This window comes from Comamonas testosteroni, from assembly GCF_014076415.1.
GTDB lineage: Bacteria > Pseudomonadota > Gammaproteobacteria > Burkholderiales > Burkholderiaceae_C > Comamonas > Comamonas testosteroni_F.
Map to the genome: position 1 here is coordinate 5,768,359 of NZ_CP043568.1, position 20,021 is coordinate 5,788,379.

The following is a 20,021-nucleotide window of genomic DNA, read 5'->3' on the forward strand; positions in this document are numbered from 1 at the left end:
TGTTCTGATGCTTAACGCGATTCCAGCGGTGGATAGCTGGTGGCGGCAGGCGGCAGATTGGCCGCAGCCTGCTCGGCTTCGGTGTTATTGCGTGCGGGGTATTTGGCCAGTTGAGCTTCGCTGGCTTCCAGCTGCGGAACCTTGGGCGTGCCCTTCATGCCTTTGAGGCTGGCCACGAAATCGGCCTCGGAAGGCATCTCGTCACCTTCGGCGCGCGCAAAGGCGTCGCCATTGAAGAAGACGGTGAGCTTGCGGATCTGCGACTCCACACCAGGGCGATTGATGGTGAACACGTATTCCCAGCGATCGCCGTGGAACACGCTGGTCACGAGAGGTGTGCCCAGGATGTCGCGAATCTGCTGACGGCTCATGCCGGGCTGCAAGGCCTCGACCTGCTCCTTGGACACGAAATTGCCCTGCACGACATCGACCTTGTAAGGAGTGACGGCATTGGCGACACGGTGCGCGGCGCCATCGATACTGTTGCAGCCGGCCAGTGCCGCTGCGATTGCCAACGTCAGGGCCAGACCTGCGCGGCTACGGGCTTGAACATGCATGGGTAATGGCATAGGGATATGATCGGGTTCATTGTAGCGGCAGGCCCCGGAGACACTTGGAGATTCCCTTTATCTGCGTGTAAAGCTTCTCCTTAAACAAGTGGGTCCAGCCTTCCATGTGCCCGTAGTCCACCAAGAGAGCCGACATGAAAAATATTGATGAACTCAAAAGCACGGGCCTCAAAGCCACTTTGCCGCGTCTGAAAATCCTGGAAATCTTCCAGAAGGGCGCCCAGCGCCACATGACGGCCGAAGACGTGTTCCGCGTGCTTCTGGACGAGCGCTCGGATATTGGCCTGGCCACGGTTTACCGCGTGCTGACCCAGTTCGAGCAGGCCGGCATCCTGATCCGCAGCAACTTCGAAAGCGGCAAAGCCGTCTATGAGCTCAACGAAGGCCAGCACCACGACCACTTCGTCTGCACCAGCTGCGGCAAGGTCGAGGAGTTCTATGACGCCGAGATCGAGAAGCGCCAGAACCTGATCGCCAAGGAAAAGGGCTGGGTGATTCAGGATCACTCCATGGCGCTCTACGGCCAGTGCGCCGAATGCGCCACACGCGCCGCCAAGTAAAAACGCAAAACGCGACGGTGAATCCAGGGGCAGGACATGCAGATGTCTTGCCCTTTTTACATTTGGTGAGAACTTCTTCACATAGCTCCATCAAGCCTCAAACCAAACGCGAGCCGGACTGCGTATGCTGCAGTCATTCCCGCGCTTGAGGAGACCCGGTTCATGCGACTGCTACCGTTTTCACCTGTCCAGGGGCTGCTCTGTCTGGCCGCCCTCGCCTTGACCGCCTGCGCACCGCTGGCTCCCTCATCGGGCCGCCCCAGCCCCGAGGTGCTGCAGACGCTGAGCAGCAGCGCCCTGCCCGACAAGCCCAGCGCGCTGCAAAGCCAGCAATGGCTGGACAGGGTCACCTGGGGCGCCACCGACCATGATGCGGCCCGGCTGCAGCAGCAAGGCCTCAAGCGCTGGCTGGCCGCTCAGCTCAGCCCGTCCTCCGCGCCCATGCCGGCCGAGGTGCAGCAGCACATCGATGCCCTGGGCATCAGCCAGAAGCCCATGGCGCAGATCCAGCGCGAAATTGCCGACCAGCGCCTGGCCATTCGCAACAGCCAGGATCCGGAGGAGGCCGCCAAGCTGCGCAGCGAGCTGCAGCGCCAGCTCAATCAGCTCGGTGCCGAAGCCCAGAAACGCCAGATCTGGCGCGCGCTCTACTCGCCCCACCAGTTGCAGGAGCAAATGACCTGGTTCTGGATGAATCACTTCAACGTCAGCACCCGCAAGGGCGATGTGCGCATGTGGGTGGGCGACTACGAGGAGCAGGCCATTCGCCCCCATGCGCTGGGCAAATTCCGCGAGCTGCTGACGGCCAGCATGCGCCATCCGGCCATGCTGCTGTATCTGGACAATGCCAGCAATGCCGCCGGGCGCATCAATGAAAACTACGCGCGCGAACTGCTGGAGCTGCACACCATGGGCGTGGGCAGCGGCTACACCCAGGCCGACGTGCAGGCCATGGCCCATGTGCTGACCGGTGTGGGCTTCTCCACCCGGGAGGCCGATGCCCCGCCACCCAGGCTGCGCCCCGAACGCCAGGGCGACTATCTGCGCCATGGCTTCTTCGAATTCAACCCCAATCGCCACGATTACACACCCCAGGTCTTGCTCGGCAGGCCGCTGGAAAAAAGCGGACTGGCCCAAGTCAACGAGGCGGTAGACCGCATCGTGGCCTCGCCCGTCACTGCGCGCTTCATTGCACGCAAGCTCTGCGTCTATTTTCTCGGCGACAAGCCGCCCCAGGCCGTGGTCGAGCGCACGGCCCAGGCCTTTGAGCGCAGCCATGGCGATATCGCCGTCACTCTGGCCACGCTGCTGAGCGACCCTCAGGCTCAGCAGTTCGGCCAGGGCTTCAAGGACCCGGTCCACTATGTGCTGGGCGCCACACGCCTGGCCTACGACCAGCGCGTGGCCAGCGACGTGTCCCCGGTACAGAACTGGCTCAACCAGCTGGGCCAGCCGCTGTATGGCCACGAAACGCCCGACGGCTACCCCGTGACGCAATCGGACTGGTCCAGCTCCGGCCAGATGAATGCCCGCTTCGAGGTGGCAAGGCAGATTGGCAGCCGCGGCGCGCTGCTGTTCCGCAACAGCCCGCAGCAGCCGCTGGAGAAGCCGCCCTATCCCGACCTGGACAAGCGCAGCAGCGTACAGGCTCGCGTGCCGGCATTGGGTGTCGCCACACGCGCCGCACTGGCCCAGGCCAGGAACCCGGCGGACTGGAACAGCTTTTTCCTCTCCGCCCCCGAAATGATGTACCGCTAAGGAGGGCAGCCATGCAAAGACGTCAATTTCTCAGCCTCGGCGCTGCCCTGCCGCTGTTCTGCCAGCTGGGCCAAGGTCTGGCCGCTCCCTTGCAAAGCGGCTCGCCCCGTTTTCTGCTGGTCTTTCTGCGCGGCGCCTACGACAGCAACAGCCTGCTGGTGCCTACTCACAGCGACTTCTACTATCAGGCCAGGCCCAGCATCGCCATAGCGCGCCCGGGATCGGCCGATGGTGCCCTGGCCCTGAACCCTCAATGGGGACTGCACCCTGCATTGCAAAGCAGCCTGCTGCCGCTGTACGAACAGGGCCAGGCCTGTTTTGTGCCGTTCGCAGGCAGCAACGACCTCTCGCGCAGCCATTTCGAAACCCAGGATTCGATCGAGCTGGGCCAACCCCAGGAAGGCGGAAAAAGCTATCAGAGCGGCTTTCTGAACCGGCTGACCCGGGTGCTGCAGGCCGACAGCCAGAGCCGCACCGGCCTCAGCCCCATGGCCTTCACCGCCCAGTTGCCGCTATGCCTGCGCGGCAGCGCCCAGGTGGCGAACATGGCGCTGGCCTCGGTGCGCAAGACGGCCGTGGACGAGCAGCGCAGCCAGATCATTGCCTCCATGTACCAGGGCTCGGCACTGGAGACGCCGGTGCGCGAAGGCTTTTCGGTACAGCGCGCCGTGCAGCGCAGCATGCAGGAGGAAATGGACCAGGCCGGGCGCAATGCCATCAGCGCCAAGGGCTTCAGCCTGGTAGCCCAGCGCATGGCCCACCTGATGCGCGAGCAGTTCGACCTGGGCTTTGTCGATATCGGAGGCTGGGACACCCATGTCAACCAGGGCGCCGCCAGCGGCAATCTGGCCAACCGGCTCGGCGACCTGAGCCAGGGCCTGGCGACGTTCGCCGAATCCATGGGAGCCGAAACCTGGCGCCATACCGTGGTGGCCGTGATCAGCGAGTTCGGCCGCACTTTCCGCGAAAACGGCAACAAGGGCACGGATCACGGCCATGGCACGGCTTACTGGTTTCTCGGCGGCGGCCTGTCGGCCCAGGCCGGCGGCAAGGTGCTGGGCGAGCAGATCGAGGTCACCGAAAAAGCGCTGTTCCAGAACCGCGACTACCCCGTGCTCAACGAATACCGCTCCCTGCTCGGCGGCCTGTTTGCCCGCATGTACGGCCTGAACGCAGCGCAGCTTCAGCAGATCTTTCCGGCCTCGCAGCCCGGCAGGCTGCAGCTGGTCTAGAACGACTCGCCGCTTTCCATGGCGCGGCGGTGGCGCATCACGAATTCCTGGTAGGTGTCGATGCCGCGCAGCTGCAAAATGGCATTGCGCACTGCGGCTTCCACCAGCACGGCGATGTTTCGGCCCGCCACCACCTGAATCACCACCTTGCGCACGGGCACGCCCAGCACGTCCTGGGTCAGCGGCTCGGCGGGCAGGCGCTCGTATTCGCGCTCCATGGTTTCCTTGCGCACCAGATGCACGATGAGCTTGAGCCGCATCTTGCGGCGCACCGCCGTCTCGCCAAAGATGGCGCGAATATCGAGCAGGCCGATGCCGCGCACCTCGAGCAGGTTCTGCAGCAGCTCGGGGCATTTGCCTTCGACCGTGGTCTGGTTGATGCGGTACAGGTCCACCGCATCGTCGGCCACCAGACCATTGCCGCGCGTGACCAGCTCCAGCCCCAGCTCGCTCTTGCCAAGGCCCGATTCGCCCGTGATCAGCACGCCCATGCCCAAAATATCCATGAACACGCCGTGCATGGTGATGCGATCGGCGAAATGCTTGGACAGATAGGCACGCAGCACGTCGATGACGAAGGCCGACTGCTCCTTGGTGGAGAACAGCGGGATATGCGCGCGCTCGCACATGGAGATCAGTTCGTCGGGCGCGTCCTGACCATCGGCCAGCACCAGCACCGGCGGCTCCAGCGTGACGATGCGGGCAATGCGGCGCAGGCAGTCCTGCGAGGTGGCATTGGTCAGATAGGCGATTTCACGCTCGCCCAGCACCTGCAGACGGTAGGGATGGATGTAGTTGAGATAGCCCACCAGATCGGCACCCGAGCGGGCCGAGCGCACGGCCATCTCGTCGAAGCGGCGCTCGGAGGCGCCCAGCCCCGCTATCCACTGCCAGCGCAGGCTGGAGTTGCGAAATGCCTCGAACAATACATCGGCACTGATGGCGCTGGGTCTCATGGCAAGGCCCTGTCAGTCAAGAAGAAGGGCCAGGACTCAAGCCTGGGAGTTGATGGAGGACTGCCAGCTGTCGATCATGCCGTGCAGCTGCTGCGCATCGGTGGACGACTTCAGGCGCTCGCGCAACTGGCTGTCGCTGAGCAGCTCGGCGATCTCGGAGAGGATTTCCAGGTGCTTTTGCGTCGCCGCCTCGGGCACCAGCAGGAAGATCAGCAGCCCGACCGGCTGCTCGTCGGGCGCATCGAAGCCGATGGGGTTGGCCAGCTGGAACACTGCCGCCATGGGAGCCGTCAGGCCCTTGATGCGGCCATGGGGAATGGCAACTCCATGCCCCAGGCCGGTGGAGCCCAGGCGTTCGCGTGCGAACAGGCTATCGGTGATCAGGGCACGAGACAGACCATGCAAGCTCTCAAAGAGCAAACCCGCTTCCTCGAAAGCGCGTTTCTTGCTGGTGACATCAACGCTCACAAGCACTTGAGCGGCGGGAAGGATAGAAGCTAGGCGATTCATGGTGTGATCAACAATTATGCACCGCAGCGCTGAAAACCGTGGGGAAACCCTGATCACCATCAAAAACCGCCCCGTAGGGCGGCGCTTTTAGCGTTGTAACAAGGCGACAGCCCTGCAACAAACCGGCGCAAACGCTGGGCTTGCGCCTCGCTTTCATCAAGCTGACACCTGCGCCAGCTCCAAGCCCCCGGCATCGAGTCGCTTGGCTGTGGCACGCGGGCCTTGCTGACGAGTCTTGTAGCGCATCACCACACGGTCGAGCTTGTCGGCCAGGGCATCCACGGCGGCATAGAGGTCGAAATGCTGCGTCTCCACGAACAAGTCTTGCCCTTTTACGCGTACCGTGCAACCGGCGCGCTGTCGTTTGTCTTTTTCCTTTTGCTTGTGGACTGTGAGCAGCACCTTCACGTCCACGACCTGATCGAAGTGCCTGAGAATGCGTTCCAGCTTGGCCATGACATAGCTGCGCAGCGAGGGAGTGACCTCCAGGTGATGCCCGCTAATCGTCAAATTCATAACAAAACACTCCTTAGCTCTCGGTGAAATCACTGCGGTTTCACAGCACCTGATGGCTGTGCCGCAGCCTGGCAGTTCGGAATGCGCATTCGTCTTTGCTGTGAATCCACTATGCGCCCGCCCCACGCCAAAGGCAACGAAATGACCGTGATAGCGCAGGCTAGTCAGGGGCCTTGTTTGGCGGTTTGATGACAGGCGGTTTTGACGCCACAATGAGTGGCTTTGGCTGGCATGCGGGGGATACGCCTTCATGCCCCATGGCCCCGATCGCAGCAGGCGCGCACTGGCAAAGACCGTGACCGTCCAAACCCCTGCCTGCGCCATTAAAATCGCGTTTTTACGCAGCCGCCTCTCGGGCCTGCGACGCTGGCAGCCCCCGGGCTTTCAGGCGCCTGCTGACCGACTGCACGCCTGAATTGCCTGACAGCCCTATCTCGACCATGACCACCCAGCCCTCCGCCCTGCATACCTCCAACATTGCCTCGCTGCCCCTGCTCGCACGTGGCAAGGTCCGCGACAACTACGCCGTGGGCGACGACCGCATCCTGATGGTGGCCTCGGACCGCCTGTCTGCCTTTGACGTGATCATGGGCGAGCCCATTCCCGGCAAGGGCGTGCTGCTGACGCAGATGGCGCTGTTCTGGTTCGACAAGCTGGGCCATATCTGCCCCAACCACCTGACCGGCGAAGCCCCCGAATCCGTGGTCAAGCCCGAGGAAGTCAAGCAGGTCGAAGGCCGCTCCATGCTGGTCAAGCGCCTCAAGCCCGTGCTGATCGAAGCCGTGGTGCGCGGTTATCTGGCCGGCAGCGGCTGGAAGGAATACCAGGAATCGCAATCGGTCTGTGGCGTGAAGCTGCCCGCCGGCCTGACCAACGCGGCCAAGCTGCCCGAACCCATCTACACCCCCGCGGCCAAGGCCGAAATGGGTGACCACGACGAGAACATCACCTACGAGCGCACCGTGGAAATGGTGGGCGAACAGCTGGCAGCCCAGATCCGCGACACCGCCATCCGCATCTACAAGGAAGCGGCCGAGATCGCGCTGACCAAGGGCATGATCATTGCCGACACCAAGTTCGAATTCGGCCTGACCGAAGATGGCACCCTGGTGCTGATGGACGAGGTGCTGACCCCCGACAGCTCGCGCTACTGGCCCGTGGAAGGCTATGAGGACGCGCTGGCCAAGGGCGAGAACCCTCCCAGCTACGACAAGCAGTTCGTGCGTGACTGGCTGGAGCAGGCACAGGTCAACGGCAAGGCCTGGGACAAGAAGGCTCCCGCGCCCCGCCTGCCCAAGGAAGTGATCGACAGGACGGCGGCCAAGTACCGCGAGGCGCTGGATCGCCTGACCGCCTGAGCGATCAGTCCCAAGCAGACAAAAGGCCCCCGGAATCGAAATCCGGGGGCCTTTTTGTTTTGATAGCTGCTTGCGCTTTCAGACAAGGGATTTCAGCTCGAAATAATGCTGAAATCCTTTGTGAGAATACGCTGACAGCTATGTTTTTAATGGTGGTGGCCGTGACCGCCATGCACATGCTTGTGGGCGATTTCTTCTTCGGAGGCCTCGCGCACATCGTTGACCACCGCGCTGAAGCGCAGCGCGAAACCGGCCAGGGGATGGTTGCCGTCCAGCAGCACCACGGGGCCCTTGATCTTCACCACGTTGTAGATCTGGGGCAGGCCCTGATCGTTGGTGCCGCGCAGCTGGCCGCCCACCTTCACGCCCGCAGGGAATTCACCCTTGGGAATGGTGCGCTTGAGGCTTTCGTCGCGCTCGCCGAAGGCGTCCGCCACGGCCAGATCCACGGTCACGACATCGCCTTTTTGCTTGCCGTCCAGAGCGGCTTCGACCTTGGCGAAGATGTTGTCATAGCCGCCGTGCAGATAGGCCACGTCGCCCTTGTCCAGCAGTTTGACGGCCACGCCGCCCGCGAGCAGCTCGTGAATCTTGTAGTTGATGGTGACGGCAGTGTCTTTGGTGATGTTCATGACAATGGATTTCGAGTGGTGCGGTGCCTGAACCCGAGTCAGGCATCGCGCAAAGCTGTCATTGTCGGCGACTCGGGCTATTCCAGTGTCACGCCCGTGGCCTTAACCACGCCGCGCCATTTGTCCACGTCGGCGCGGATCTGCTGTGCAAAGGCCTCGGGCCTGCTGGCCACGGGCTCGGCGCCCAGGCTGCGCAGTTGCCGGGTCACCTCGGGGTCGCGCACGGCCTGGGCAACTGCGGTCTGCAGCGTGTCGAGCACCGCCTTGGGCGTTCCCGCCGGCGCCAGCAGGCCGAACCAGCCCGAGACCTCGTAGCCGGGCACGCTTTCGGCAACGGTGGGAATGTCTGCCGCCCCGGGCCAGCGCTGTGCCGTGGTCACGGCCAGCGCCCGCAGCTTGCCGCTGCGCACGAAGGCGATGGTGGACGGCAGGTTGTCGAAGCCGGCCTGTATCTGCCCGCCCACGAGATCGGTGAGCATGGGCGATGCGCCCTTGTAAGGCACATGGGTCATGTCCACGCCCGCCATCATCTTGAGCAGCTCGGCGCTCATGTGCGGAGAGCCGCCGGGGCTGGTCGAGCCGAAGTTGATCTGCCCGGGCCTGGTCTTGGCCAGCGCCAGCAACTCGCCCAGGGTGCGCGCGGGGACGCTGGGATGAACCACGATGATGTTGGGCGCGCTGGCCACCACGGTGACGGGCGCGAAGTCCTTGACGGCGTCATAGGGCAGGTTATTCTGCAGCGCCGAGTTGATGCCGTGCGAGCTGGCCGTCCCCATGACCAGGGTGTAGCCGTCGGCGGCGGCCTGGGCCACGGCCACCGAGCCTATGGCACCGCTGGCGCCGGCCCGGTTCTCGACGACGAAGGGCTGGCGCAGCCGCTCGGACAACTGGGCCGCTGCCAGCCGCGCGATGATGTCCGTGGTGCCTCCTGCCGGATAGGGAACGATGATGCGCACGGGCTTGACGGGATAGGCCGGGGCCTGCGCGAAGGCCACGGCCGTGCAGGCCGCCATGGCCAGCGCTGCGGCGGCAGCCAGAGCGCGAAACAGTTGCGAGGTCATTGCGGTGTCTCCTGGTGGTGTTTTTTGGAATATGCGGTGGATGCCCGTGCTGGATGTCGGTGCCAGCTCAGCCTGGCGCACGGCGGCGCAGCAGCGGAGCCAGCGCAGCGGGAACGAGCAGCTCGAAGCCCAGGATGGCCGCCGACAGCGCCTTGCCGTAGTTGTCCACCGACAGGCTGCGCGAGACGCCGCCGCCCAGTGCACCGTGCGCCACGAAATTCAGCGCGTGAAGGTTGTCGGCCTCGTAGCGCAGCACCTCGCCGGTGATGGCCGGGCCATGAAAGGCCTTGAAGCGTTCGGCGCTCAGCTGCTGCTTGAGCAGCGCATAGAGCTCGGGCTCGTAGGCAAACACGGCGATGTTGGAGGTATTGCCCTTGTCGCCCGAGCGCGTATGTGCCACCTGCTCCAGCGGCACCCGGATGTCCTGGTTCATGTCCTGCATGCTTTGCTCCCCCTGCTCAGCTCGTGAAGTAGTCGATATGCGCCGTCACCTGCTCGCGCGGCACCAGCGAGGACCACACGCCTATCACCTCGCGCGTGCGCTCCTGGTGCGGCACTCGCTTGCCGGTGTGGGCAATCCCCGAGACCGCCATGCCGTCCACTTCGCGCCCCACCTTGACCGCCTCCTCGCGCGAACGGGTGCGTGCCGCCACGCGCACGGCCACTTCATAGGGCTCGGGCGCATCCGCCGGCGTGGCAGCGCCATGCACGGCGTTCAGACCCAGGAAGTCGATGCGCACTTCCTCGGCATCGAGCTTCACGATGCGCAGTCGCTCCTCCAGGATGCGCCTGGCCAATTGGGCGCGGCGCAGCGCGCCGGGGCCGGCGTAGAAGAACATGTCCTCGCCGATGAAACCCTCGGTGCATCCCATGGAGACCTTGAGCGTGGATGTGCGCGGCTTGCCCGTGAGACCCGTCACGCGCACGCGATCGGGCGCCAGTTGCTCGATGCGAGCCTGCGTGAAGTCGACCACCACATCGGGCGTGATGTAGTTCGCCGGGTCGTGCACCTCGTAGAGCATCTGCTCCTTGACCGTCTGCAGGCTGATCATGCCGCCCGTGCCCTCCACCTTGGACAGGGTCACGCCGCCTTCGGCATCGACCTCGGCGATGGGAAAGGCCAGGTTCCAGGGATCGGGCACGTCCTTGAGGCCCGGGTCCGCAAAATACCCCCCGGTGATCTGGGCCCCGCACTCCATCAGATGGCCTATCGCACTGCCGGCACCCACGCGCTCGTGGTCCAGCAGGTCCCAGCCGAACTCATGCACCATGGGAGCCAGGAACAGCGAAGGATCGGCCACGCGGCCCGTGACCACGATCTGCGCGCCTTCCGCCAGAGCATCGACGATGGGAGCGGCCCCGAGATAGGCTTCGGCCGAGATCAGCGAGTGGGCAATGCTCTGCGTGGGGGCACCGGTCTCCAGGATGGTGGGGGCCAGCGACAGCACGCGGTCGGTGATCAGGCTGCCGCCCACAGCCGCCACCTTGACGCCGGTGATGTCCAGCTCGCGCAGCAGCTCGACGATGCGCCGTGCTGCGCCCTGCGGGTTGATCCAGCCCTGGTTGGAGATGATGCGCGTGCCCTGGCGCATGCAGGCAGGCAGCACGGCACGCATGCGGTCGTCGAGATAGGTGTCGTAGCCCGGAAAGGACGGGTCCCGTCTGGCCCTGACCTGCGCGGCGGAGACCGTGGCCTCGGCCATGGTCTCGAAGCACAGGTAGTCGAGCCGGCCACGCTCGGCATTGAGGGCGGCGGGCTCGATGCGGTCGCCCCACCAGGCGGCTCCCGCGCCTATGCGCAGGATCTTGCTGTCATTCATTGCGCTCGTCTCCGTTGTTCCCCCAGACCCGGGGGCTGAGACCATTCTGTACAGTCGTTTTTCAAGAGACAACGCATGCGCGCGCACAGCGCATGTGAATCAATTTCACAGGGGGCAAAGACCTTAGATGGACCAGTTCGGCGAGATGACGGTATTCCTGCGCGTGATCGAGGAAGGCAGTTTTTCCGGTGCCGGCAGAAGGCTCGAGCTATCGCCTTCGGCGGTGAGCAAGCTCATCGCGCGCATGGAGGCACGCCTTGGCGTGCGGCTGTTCGAGCGGGTTGCCGCAGCCATACGCCTGACCCAGGAAGGCGAGCGCTTTCGCACCGCCAGCCAGCGCGTGGTGCAGGCCATGGAGCAGGCCGAGGCTTGTGTGCGTGTGGCCGATGCCGAAATCTCGGGCACGGTGCGCATCCATACGGCGCTGACCACGGCCAAGTACCTGGTCGCGCCACGCCTGCACCTGCTGCTGGACCGGCACCCGCGACTGCACCTGGACTTCGTCCTCGGCACGGAGCGCGGCGACTTCGTGCGTCAGGGCATGGACGTCGCCATCCACAGCGGCAGGCCTACGGAGCAGACGCTGATCGGCCGCCCGCTGATGCTCAGGCCTTGGGTGATAGCCGCGGCGCCGCAGTACCTCCAGCGTTTCGGCCATCCCGAGCAGCCCGAGGACCTGCTGCAGCACCGCTGCCTGAACTTCACCATACGCACGCAGTGGAACCGCTGGACTTTCCACGAGGAAGGCGGGCTCAAGACCATAGACATCCCCAGCCACATCGGCGCCAACCAGGGCGAACTGTTGCGCAGCCTGGCGCTGCTGGGCCACGGCGTGGTGCGACTGGCCCACTTCCATATCGCCGCCGACCTGGAGCGTGGAACCCTGGTGCCGCTGCTGCAGCAGTTCCAGGAGCGCAGCGAGGACGACCGCTTCTACCTGCTGTATCCGCGCGGCAGATCCCTGGCACCGCGCGTGCGCGCCGTAGTGGATTTCCTCGCGGGAGAGTTCGGCTGAGCGGGCATCACCCCAGGCATTGCCGCGCGCAGTCGAGCAGGCAGAGCGCCCTTGGATCTGGGCACCCGAGCAATACCGGCCTGGCAGGTGCTCAGGGAGCAGGGCCGCACGCCGGAGGCGGCCAGCTTCACGCCCTGAGCCTGGCCATATCAGGCCTGGGGAGGCTGCTCGTCGACGTCGGCGCCAGGGTAGCGCGCAAAGCGGCGATTCTCGGTGCCATGCACCGGATCACTGTCCTTCCAGGGCCAGCCGCCGAACTGGGTGCGGCGATAGTCCTGCATGGCCTGCATGATCTCCTCCTGCGTGTTCATCACAAAGGGGCCATATTGCGCCACCTTCTCGCCAATCGGCTTGCCCTGCAGCAGCACCAGTTCTGCACTGACATCGCCGGTGTTGACCAGCTCCAGCTCGCGCTGAGCGTCGACATGCATGGCCAGATGGTCGTTCACGGTTTCGCCACCCACAGTCATGCTCTTGCCTACGAAGAAGTAGAGCATGCGGTGAGTTTGCTCACCTGCAGCCCTGGGCAGGGTCCAGCGGGCACCGGGCTCCAGCTCCAGCGTCCAGATGGCCACATCGCTGTCGGCCTGGGAAGCCCAGGATTCGGGTGGTGGCGGCAAGGCCTTGTCCGCACCGTCCAGGGCACCAGCCACCACGGTGACGGTGGTTTTGCGGCCCGCCGCATCGCTGAAGCTCTGACGAGGAATCTGCTCGTTCCAGAACATGGTGAAGTGGGGCTCCACCATCTTGTTCCTCGCAGGCAGGTTCAGCCAGATCTGGAACAGTTCAAGCGGATTGGGCTTGTCGCTGCTCAGCAGCGGAAACATCTCCGAGTGCTGGATGCCCTTGCCGGCAGTGAGCCACTGCACATCGCCGCCGCCGAAGCGCGCGGCTGCGCCCAGCGAGTCCGCATGGTCGATGCGACCCTTGCGCACCAGGGTCACGGTCTCGAAGCCGCGATGCGGGTGGCCCGGGAAGCCCGGAACCGGCTCGCCGTGGTACATCGAGAAACCGTCCCTGGCACTGAAATCGCTGCCCATTTCGCGTCCCTCGAACTCCACGGCCTGCACGCCCATCTTTCCGTTGCTGGCCGGATAGCTGTCATCGTGGTGAGCGCAGAACAGGAAGGGGTCCAGGCAGGGCCAGCGCGGACCCAGGGGGGCACTTTCCAGAATGGGTGGGCGATTCGTGGTCATGGAGTTCTCCTCTTGAGAAGCCGCTGCCAGCTGCAGGGCCTGAAGTCTCGAAGATAAGGCCGGCCCACGGGTTTGAAAGACATCACCACTGGGACAGTACTTGCCGCTTTTGCAACAACGGCAAGCCTGTGCCGCCCGAGCCGGCGCTCAGCCGCGCGGCGGAATGTTCAGGCCTTTTTGCGTCGCCGGGCGGGCCATGAAGGCCTTGAGCACGCGCTGCAACTCGGTGAACCCGCTCCAGCCCACCAGCTCGGCGGCGTTGTAGCCGTTCTCGTCGACCATATTGCGCACCCAGGGCCAGATGGCGATGTCGGCAATCGTGATCTGCTCGCCCATGATCCACTCGCGGCCCTGCATGCGCTGCTCCAGCACGCCCAGCAGGCGTTTGGACTCGTTGATGTAGCGATCGCGCGGGCGCTTGTCCTCGAAGTCCTTGCCCGCGAACTTGTGGAAGAAGCCGACCTGGCCGAACATGGGTCCCACGCCGCCCATCTGGAACATCAGCCACTGCAGCGTCTCGTAGCGCGCCGCGGGGTCTGCGGGCAGCAGCGGGCTGCCGCTCTTTTCGGCCAGGTAGATCAGGATGGCCGCCGACTCGAACAGCGCCAGCGGCTTTCCGCCCGGGCCTTGCGGGTCGATGATGGCGGGAATCTTGTTGTTGGGGAAAGTGCCGACAAACTCCGGCGTGAGCTGGTCATTGGTCTGGAAGCTGACCAGGTGCGCCTCGTAGGGCAGCTGCATCTCCTCCAGCGCAATCGACACCTTCACGCCGTTGGGCGTGGGCAGCGAGTACAGCTGGATGCGCTCGGGGTGCTGCGCGGGCCATTTGCGGGTCACGGAAAAATCGGCGAGGACTTGGGGTTGCGTCATGGGTTTCCTTCGGAGCGTGTTGGCAATCTCTGCGGCCCCGCAAGGGGCTGTCGGCGTGGCCTGGCAAGCCACGACACAGAGCGCCCGAGCATCCTAACGGTTGTCATGCGGCCTTGCAGGCAGCGCTGCCGATGGCTGGGATGGCCAGATGCGGGTACGCAGATTCCCTCATCGAAGCCAGTGCCTGAGCCGGTGATATTGGGTGTTTGATAAAAAAGTGAACCACGGAGACATCACATGCATCAGCTTCCTGGCAGGCCCGATTCTTTTTTCACCGGCGCAAAGGCGCCTGCTTGCACTTTGCTGCGCCGGCGGCAAGTGCTGGGCCTAGGCGCTACCGCGCTGGCTGCAGGGCTGATGCTGGCCAGCGGTGCGACCGCTGCCGCAAGCTTTCCGGAGCGCGCCGTGACGGTCGTCGTGCCATATTCGCCGGCCGGAGGCGTGGACATCGTGACCAGGCTGGTCACCACGCCCATGGCGGAGTTTCTGGGTCAGTCCATCGTGGTGGAAAACAAGCCCGGAGGCGGCACGAATATCGGCATGGCGGCAGTGGCACGCTCCGCGCCCAATGGCTATATGCTGCTGACGGCCTCGAATACGCTGACCACCAACAAGGCGCTGTACTCCAAGCTCAGCTTCGACCCGGCAGTTGACCTGATTCCGGTAGGGCGCATCGGCGAGGCGCCACTGGTGGTCGTGGTCAACGCCAGGTCACCATACAAAAGCCTGGCCGAACTGATCGCAGCGGGCAAGGCCAAGCCCGGCGCCCTGTCCTATGGCACGGCAGGAGTGGGCAGTTCGGGCCATATGGCAAGCGCCTTGCTGGAAAGGGCAGGACAGTTCAAGGGCGTCCATATTCCCTACAAGGGAGGATCCACCGCAGTGACGGACCTGCTGGGCGGGCGTCTGGACTTCATGGCCATCAATCCGCTGGAAGTCGCGGGCCATGTGAACAGCGGCAACCTGCGCGCACTGGCGGTGCTCAACAAGAATGGCTCGCGCCTGCTGCCCCAGGTGCCTACCGCACGCTCCCTGGGTGTGGATGTACAGGCCACCGTATGGTGGGGCCTGGTAGCCCCCAAGGGAACGCCCGAGGCCGTGATCCAGACGCTGAACGCCGCACTCAACAAGGCACTGACCACGCCTGCGGTCACCCAGACGTTGGCCGATATGGGCGCCACGCCCCTGGGAGGAACACCGGCACAGTTCGGCAGCTTCATCCAGGCCGAAACCCGGGAACTAGGCGACGCCATCCGGGCCGCCGATATTCGCGCGGACTGATGCCGGAGAAGGCCGCTCAGCGCAGCAACTGCCAGAACATCTGCACGCAGGGTGATGGCGCCTGCTGCATGCTGACCAGCGCGATGCGCGAATGGCGCGCGGCGTCGGCCAGCGGCTGCAGCACCACGCCGGGCGGGCAGATGCGTTCATAGACGCTGGGCACGATGGACAGCCCCAGGCCGGCGGCCACCAGCGCCAGCATGGTCGAGGTCTCGCGTGCCGGCTGGGCGATGCGCGGCACAAAGCCGGCCTCGCTGCACAGCGCCAGAATATGTTCGTGCAGACCACCGCCCAGTACGGCCGGATGCAGCACAAACGGCTGGTCGGCCAGGCTGCTCAGAGCCTGTGCCTGGCCCGCAGCCGCCTTGGCATGTGCCACCGGCAGGGCCAGCTTCAACTCGTCGCGCCACAGCGTCTGCTCCCGGATCGGCACGGGGATGCGAAACGTCGGCGAGGGGCGCATGAAGCCGATATCGATCTGCCCGGCCGTCAATGCCGCGATCTGCTCGCCCGTGGTCATATGCTGCAGGTCCAGCTCCACCTGCGGGTGGCGGCTGCGAAAGTCGCGCAGCATGGTGGAGAACTCGTCAAACAGCGGCACCGATGCCGTGAAGGCGATGCGCAGCCGCCCCGCCAGGCCATGGGCCGCCATGCGCACCAGCTCGCCGGCCTGCTGGTGCAGCTCCACGATCTGCCGCGCCTTGTCCTGCAGCAGCAGGCCTGCCGGCGTCAGCGCCACGGCACGGCGCGAGCGCTCGAACAACTGCGCCCCCATCTCCTGCTCCAGCAGACGGATCTGCTGGCTCAGCGGGGGCTGGCTCATATGCAAGCGCTGGGCCGCACGGCTGAAATTCAGCTCCTCGGCCACAGCCAGAAAACAGGTCAGACGGCGCAAATCCATAGGACGATTTTCGTATCAAGTCCAGACGCAAACGGTATTGGACGCAAAGACCGCAGCTTTTCACAATCCGCTCAGCCGCAGAAGCCATGACAACCGTAGCTGTCTGCGTTGATTCAATAAGGGTTCAAGGCCTATCCAGACCAGCCCGATACAGAGAGACATTGATGAAGCCGTTTCCCCTTTTCACCGTCCGCCGAGCCCTGCTGATCAGTGCCGTGGCACTGGCCGCAGGCTGCGCCCAGCAACCGGGCAGCACGCCCAAGGAGCCCGTGCGCCTCATGACCTCGGGCGGCTTCACTGAAGCACACAAGCTGCTGGCGCCGCAGTTCACGGCCCAGACCGGCCTGGCAGTGGAGTCGGCCTATGGCTCGTCCATGGGAGCCTCGCCCACCTCGATTCCCAATCGCCTGAGCAAAGGCGAGAAGGCCGACGTGGTGATTCTGGCACGCGGCGCGCTTGACGATCTGGCCGCCAAGGGCCTGGTGCGCAACGGCACCCAGCTCGACCTGGTGCGCTCTGCCGTGGGCGTGGCCGTGAAGAAGGGTGCCCCCATCCCCGACATCAGCAGCGAGGACAAGCTGCGCCAGGTGCTGCTCAACGCCAAGAGCATTGCCTACTCGGCCAGCGCCAGCGGCACCTATTACGAAACCCAGATGCTCAGGAAACTCGGCATTCACGATCAGGTCATGCCCAAGAGCAGGAAGATCGTGACCGAGCGCGTGGGCACCATCGTGGCGCGAGGCGAGGCCGAAATCGGCCTGCAGCAGGTCAGCGAGCTGCTGCCCATCGAGGGCATCAGCTATGTCGGCACCCTGCCTGATTCGGTGCAGCACTACACCCTCTTCTCGGCCGGCACGGCCAGTACCTCGACCAACCCGCAGGGGCTGGAGCAGTTGCTCAAGTACTACACCTCGCCAGCCGCCGCCAAGACGATTCGTGAAACCGGCCTGGAGCCCATTGCCAAGCCCCGCTGAGCATCGCACGAACCCGCAAAAAAAGCCCGCCAGGCAAAGCCTGCGGGCTTTTTTGTCACCGCCAGCTCAGCGCTTGCTGCCCGGGCCGGCTTTCTGCACCAGGGCCACGGTCAGCCCCTGGGCGGTGACGGTAATGGCGCCAGGCTCCATCGCCAGCGCATCGACCAGGGCCAGATCCTGGTCCTGCAGCTGATAGAGCACCACCTGGCCCATGGCCTGCTCGGCCAAGGCCGTGGCATAGGTGCCCAGCATATCGCTGAGCGCGGGCGACAGCCCTTCCATGCTGAGCTGGTTGACCTTGATCTGGTAGGCGCGCAAGGTACGGTCGGTGGGTTCATAGCGCAGCGCGAAATCGACATTGAGCAGGCCGCTGTACTGCTCCTTGAGCACCTTGCCGCTGAGCTCGGCCGGAATCACGGCGTTGAGCATATTGCGCTCGGGCAGCATGCTCAGCTGCGGCGCCTTCAGGTCCAGATGCAGCAAGCCCGCCACGGGGAACTGCCTGGGGAAGCGCCTGGCCAGCATCTCCTGCAGCTTCTGCTGGCTCACGCTCACGCTGCTGGGCACGGACTTGCCCGAGCAGCCTGTGGCAGCCATTCCCAATCCCAATCCCAATACTGTCACCGCCAACCATGAGCGCCGATTCATCACGACCACCGAACTCCGTAAAACCTGATTCAAAACCCGTGCAAACGCCTGATAAACCAACGCTGTCAGCTATGGTTTTTGAGTACTCCATTGTCTCCGAGCCTGCTATTCCACAGAGTCTCGATGGATGATTGCAGTTCCCCATCTGACGCAATCTGCAGGTAAAAGACTGTTATCTAACGTCCGACGCCATCCGGGGTTGACTGTCAACGCAAGCAGCTGTGCATGCACAATGATTCGCATGACCGCATATCCCTCTTCCCTCAGCCATGAGGCACTGACAGCCGCCGCCCAGGACACCAGCCTGCCCGAGCAGATCCTGACCCAGTGGATCGGCAGCGCCAGGCCCGGCAATGCCGATGCCCTCAAGCACAAGGCGCAGTGGTTCACCAAATCGGCAGCCTTCGACGAGGCGCTGCGCCAGCGCTTTGGCACAGCGGTGGAAGCCGCTCTGGGCGGTGCGCTGCAGCACTGGGCAACCCAGGGCCCATGGCAGCAGCTGGCGCTGGTGATCCTGCTGGACCAGTTCACGCGCAATATCCACCGCAACACCCCCAAGAGCTTTGCCGGTGACGCGCAGGCCCTGGCACTGGCGCTGCAGGCGGTGGACTCCGGCGCAGACCGGCAACTGCCAGAGGTGGCCCGCGTCTTCATGTATCTGCCGCTGGAACATGCCGAAGACCCGGCCATGCAGCAACGCAGCGTGGCCGCCTTCGAGGCTTTGCTGGAGAGCACCACGGACGCCGAGCTGCGCGACTATCTGGCCGGAACGCTGGACTACGCCCATCGCCATCAGGCGGTGATAGCGCGCTTTTGCCGTTTCCCGCACCGCAACCACATTCTGGGCCGCGCCAGCACCGCCGAAGAGGCCGAGTATCTGGCCCAGCCCGGTTCAGGCTTCTAGGGCGATCACGAGCCGCGCGTAGCCTCGCGCAACGCGGGCTCCTGGCGTGGCTTGGGCTGGCGCTCAGGTTTTTTGCCCGCCCCCAGGTCGCGGTGGCGCATGGCCCAGCGCTCCACTGTGTAGAACGACAGCGCCGACAGCGCGGTCGAGATCAGCAGGCCGACGACCACGGTCACGGGCCAGGAGTAATCGGCGCGCAGATAGCGCACCACCGGGTAATGCCAGAGGTAGATGCCATAGGACAGCTGGCCCAGCTTGATGAGCAGCGGTGCCGTCAGCATTTCATAGACCAGTCCCGCGGGCTTTTGCACGGCCAGCAGAACGACCAGGGCCGCGCATTCCACCACCGTGATACCCCAGACCATGGCGTGCTGGTTGTCCCATTCCAGCTCCATGATCAGCGGCACGGCCAGCACAAACCACATGGTGTAGGCGCGCAGCGACTGCAGACGCTCTATCCATCGAGGGTGCTCCATCATCAGCGCCGCCAGCAAGGCGCCCGCCAGCAGCCCCGAGGCCCGCGTATCGAAACGGAAAAAGATTTCGTAGAACTGCTGGCCCTGCACCACCCAGAAGATGCGCCACAGCGTGCTCAGCAGCCACAATGCCAGCAGCGGTGCCCAGACCCGGCCAGGCGTGGCCTTGCGCAGCAGCAGGACCAGCAGCGGCGGCCAGATCAGATAGAAATGCTCCTCCACCGACAGCGACCACATGTGCAGCAGCGTGTCTGGACTGTCGAAGAAAGCAATGCCGTAGTCGGCCAGGTAGAGGATGGAGACCAGGGCGTCCGAATAGATATCCGTGAGGTCTGGCCAGATAAAGGGCGCGAACACGCAGTACGCGACCAGAAACAGCGCCAGCGCAGGCATGAGACGGAAGAAGCGGCGGCGGTAAAAGCGCCAGTAATCGAGCTTGCCATGCTGCCGATACTCCATCAGCAGCAAGGAGGTGATCAAAAAGCCGCTGAGCACGAAGAACAGATCGACGCCGAAGAAGGCGCCATCGAACATCGGGGCATGTGCATGCGAGAGCAGCACCAGCACAATGGCTATGCCTCTCAATCCATCGAGCGCTGGGTTGTAGCGCAGCTTGAACGCCGACTCCACCAAAACCGGACACCTTTCCTTTCGCCCAGGCACGGGCCGGGCTTGCAGACAAACAATCACAGCCATGCACAAGACATGGCTGAAGCAGTATTCAGAGTTTGAGCAAAGAGGCAGTAACAGCTCTTTGCAGCGACCCGGGGGTCACTGAGCGCAT

Annotated in this window: 21 protein-coding genes; 8 read left to right on the forward strand and 13 right to left on the reverse strand. The window is 64.2% G+C overall.

Annotation, left to right across the window (positions count from 1 at the left end; all coding sequences use genetic code 11):
• Window positions 1-11: 11 nt before the first annotated feature.
• The gene (locus F0P97_RS26575; RefSeq protein WP_182285003.1) at window positions 12-557 is read right to left on the reverse strand and encodes an outer membrane protein assembly factor BamE; all 546 of its coding nucleotides are present in this window, start codon (window positions 555-557) and stop codon (window positions 12-14) included.
• A 146-nt stretch (window positions 558-703) separates the two neighbouring features.
• On the opposite strand from F0P97_RS26575, the gene fur reads away from it, so the two are divergent.
• The 3 genes from fur (at window position 704) to F0P97_RS26590 (ending at window position 4,119) form a co-directional block, all read left to right on the forward strand.
• Complete coding sequence (gene fur / locus F0P97_RS26580; RefSeq protein WP_003060349.1) at window positions 704-1,129, forward strand: ferric iron uptake transcriptional regulator; 426 nt, start codon at window positions 704-706, stop codon at window positions 1,127-1,129.
• A 162-nt stretch (window positions 1,130-1,291) separates the two neighbouring features.
• Window positions 1,292-2,887, forward strand: a complete 1,596-nt coding sequence (locus tag F0P97_RS26585) for a DUF1800 domain-containing protein (RefSeq protein ID WP_182285004.1) — start codon at window positions 1,292-1,294, stop codon at window positions 2,885-2,887.
• 11 nt (window positions 2,888-2,898) lie between these two features.
• Complete coding sequence (locus tag F0P97_RS26590; protein ID WP_182285005.1) at window positions 2,899-4,119, forward strand: DUF1501 domain-containing protein; 1,221 nt, start codon at window positions 2,899-2,901, stop codon at window positions 4,117-4,119.
• Here F0P97_RS26590 and hprK read toward each other — a convergent pair.
• From hprK to hpf, 3 genes are all read right to left on the reverse strand, one after another.
• Window positions 4,116-5,075: an HPr(Ser) kinase/phosphatase gene (gene hprK, locus F0P97_RS26595; RefSeq protein WP_003060345.1), complete on the reverse strand. Its 960-nt coding sequence runs from the start codon at window positions 5,073-5,075 to the stop codon at window positions 4,116-4,118. The two genes, F0P97_RS26590 and hprK, sit on opposite strands and share 4 nt — an antisense overlap.
• Before the next feature lie 36 nt (window positions 5,076-5,111).
• Window positions 5,112-5,585, reverse strand: a complete 474-nt coding sequence (locus F0P97_RS26600; RefSeq protein ID WP_182285006.1) for a PTS sugar transporter subunit IIA — start codon at window positions 5,583-5,585, stop codon at window positions 5,112-5,114.
• A gap of 156 nt (window positions 5,586-5,741) precedes the next feature.
• A complete protein-coding gene (gene hpf / locus F0P97_RS26605; protein ID WP_182285007.1) occupies window positions 5,742-6,101 on the reverse strand; it encodes a ribosome hibernation-promoting factor, HPF/YfiA family in 360 nt (119 codons plus the stop codon).
• Between the two features lie 440 nt (window positions 6,102-6,541).
• Between hpf and F0P97_RS26610 the strand changes: the two genes are divergently transcribed.
• Window positions 6,542-7,459, forward strand: coding sequence for a phosphoribosylaminoimidazolesuccinocarboxamide synthase (locus tag F0P97_RS26610; protein ID WP_003067010.1), 918 nt, complete (start codon window positions 6,542-6,544; stop codon window positions 7,457-7,459).
• A 146-nt stretch (window positions 7,460-7,605) separates the two neighbouring features.
• Here the strand turns inward: F0P97_RS26610 and F0P97_RS26615 are convergent, their stop codons facing one another.
• From F0P97_RS26615 to F0P97_RS26630, 4 genes are all read right to left on the reverse strand, one after another.
• Window positions 7,606-8,091 (reverse strand): FKBP-type peptidyl-prolyl cis-trans isomerase, encoded by a 486-nt coding sequence (locus F0P97_RS26615; protein WP_182285008.1) that lies wholly within the window; start codon window positions 8,089-8,091, stop codon window positions 7,606-7,608.
• A 77-nt stretch (window positions 8,092-8,168) separates the two neighbouring features.
• Window positions 8,169-9,152 carry a Bug family tripartite tricarboxylate transporter substrate binding protein gene (locus tag F0P97_RS26620; RefSeq protein WP_182285009.1) on the reverse strand — a complete coding sequence of 328 codons (984 nt, stop codon included), beginning with the start codon at window positions 9,150-9,152 and terminating at the stop codon, window positions 8,169-8,171.
• A 67-nt stretch (window positions 9,153-9,219) separates the two neighbouring features.
• On the reverse strand, window positions 9,220-9,594 hold the full coding sequence (locus tag F0P97_RS26625; protein WP_054074314.1) for a hypothetical protein: 375 nt from the start codon (window positions 9,592-9,594) through the stop codon (window positions 9,220-9,222).
• 16 nt (window positions 9,595-9,610) lie between these two features.
• On the reverse strand, window positions 9,611-10,972 hold the full coding sequence (locus F0P97_RS26630) for an acyclic terpene utilization AtuA family protein (RefSeq protein ID WP_182285010.1): 1,362 nt from the start codon (window positions 10,970-10,972) through the stop codon (window positions 9,611-9,613).
• A gap of 127 nt (window positions 10,973-11,099) precedes the next feature.
• Here F0P97_RS26630 and F0P97_RS26635 point away from each other — a divergent pair, with 127 nt between their 5' ends.
• The gene (locus tag F0P97_RS26635) at window positions 11,100-11,987 is read left to right on the forward strand and encodes a LysR family transcriptional regulator (protein ID WP_182285011.1); all 888 of its coding nucleotides are present in this window, start codon (window positions 11,100-11,102) and stop codon (window positions 11,985-11,987) included.
• 149 nt (window positions 11,988-12,136) lie between these two features.
• On the opposite strand, the gene F0P97_RS26640 is transcribed toward F0P97_RS26635, so the two are convergent.
• Both F0P97_RS26640 and F0P97_RS26645 read right to left on the reverse strand, forming a co-directional pair.
• Entirely contained in the window at window positions 12,137-13,183 is a 1,047-nt protein-coding gene (locus tag F0P97_RS26640; RefSeq protein ID WP_182285012.1) for a pirin family protein, read from the reverse strand.
• Between the two features lie 147 nt (window positions 13,184-13,330).
• Window positions 13,331-14,053, reverse strand: a complete 723-nt coding sequence (locus tag F0P97_RS26645) for a glutathione binding-like protein (RefSeq protein ID WP_182285013.1) — start codon at window positions 14,051-14,053, stop codon at window positions 13,331-13,333.
• Window positions 14,054-14,290: 237 nt separating this feature from the next.
• On the opposite strand from F0P97_RS26645, the gene F0P97_RS26650 reads away from it, so the two are divergent.
• Entirely contained in the window at window positions 14,291-15,334 is a 1,044-nt protein-coding gene (locus tag F0P97_RS26650; RefSeq protein ID WP_182285014.1) for a Bug family tripartite tricarboxylate transporter substrate binding protein, read from the forward strand.
• A 16-nt stretch (window positions 15,335-15,350) separates the two neighbouring features.
• Here the strand turns inward: F0P97_RS26650 and F0P97_RS26655 are convergent, their stop codons facing one another.
• Window positions 15,351-16,235, reverse strand: coding sequence for a LysR family transcriptional regulator (locus F0P97_RS26655; protein WP_182285015.1), 885 nt, complete (start codon window positions 16,233-16,235; stop codon window positions 15,351-15,353).
• Window positions 16,236-16,399: 164 nt separating this feature from the next.
• Here F0P97_RS26655 and F0P97_RS26660 point away from each other — a divergent pair, with 164 nt between their 5' ends.
• Window positions 16,400-17,209, forward strand: coding sequence for a substrate-binding domain-containing protein (locus F0P97_RS26660; protein ID WP_182285016.1), 810 nt, complete (start codon window positions 16,400-16,402; stop codon window positions 17,207-17,209).
• 66 nt (window positions 17,210-17,275) lie between these two features.
• Here the strand turns inward: F0P97_RS26660 and F0P97_RS26665 are convergent, their stop codons facing one another.
• Window positions 17,276-17,806: a DUF1439 domain-containing protein gene (locus F0P97_RS26665; protein WP_182285017.1), complete on the reverse strand. Its 531-nt coding sequence runs from the start codon at window positions 17,804-17,806 to the stop codon at window positions 17,276-17,278.
• Between the two features lie 292 nt (window positions 17,807-18,098).
• Between F0P97_RS26665 and F0P97_RS26670 the strand changes: the two genes are divergently transcribed.
• Window positions 18,099-18,761 carry a DUF924 family protein gene (locus tag F0P97_RS26670; protein ID WP_182285018.1) on the forward strand — a complete coding sequence of 221 codons (663 nt, stop codon included), beginning with the start codon at window positions 18,099-18,101 and terminating at the stop codon, window positions 18,759-18,761.
• A gap of 5 nt (window positions 18,762-18,766) precedes the next feature.
• Here F0P97_RS26670 and F0P97_RS26675 read toward each other — a convergent pair whose 3' ends face one another.
• Complete coding sequence (locus tag F0P97_RS26675) at window positions 18,767-19,870, reverse strand: acyltransferase family protein (protein ID WP_182285019.1); 1,104 nt, start codon at window positions 19,868-19,870, stop codon at window positions 18,767-18,769.
• Window positions 19,871-20,021: the final 151 nt, after the last annotated feature.